This window comes from Virgibacillus sp. 7505 (assembly GCF_002272135.1).
In the GTDB taxonomy this organism is placed as follows: Bacteria; Bacillota; Bacilli; order Bacillales; family Amphibacillaceae; genus Terribacillus.
The window spans coordinates 1-272 of record NZ_NPBF01000184.1 but is presented as its reverse complement, the minus strand read 5'-3'; the positions used below and the strand labels follow the sequence as shown (position 1 = coordinate 272).

The 272-nt window shown below is 40.4% G+C and carries 1 pseudogene; it reads right to left on the bottom strand.

Annotated elements, in window-relative coordinates:
- Positions 1-272: pseudogene (locus CHH91_RS18515) on the bottom strand (IS21 family transposase); the annotation flags it as partial.

The following is a 272-nucleotide window of genomic DNA, read 5'->3' as shown; positions in this document are numbered from 1 at the left end:
CGTTTACATAGCTTTGAAACTCAGCTGTTAAAAGTAGTTGACCTGCATTTTCACTTACTGAGATTAAGTGATCCTGATCATAGACAATTTCTTCGGTTCGTCCTCCATAGAACTGGAAGGCATGTTCGTGACAACGAATCGCATCTCTTGTGGTGAATGGACGTGCTTGCCATTCCATATATTTTTGTCGCGAGTGAACGAGTACAAAGGCAATAAAGTACAGTTTGATTTCCTTGTTGTTCACTGTTTTCTGTTTTGTTTCTCCCCAGTCT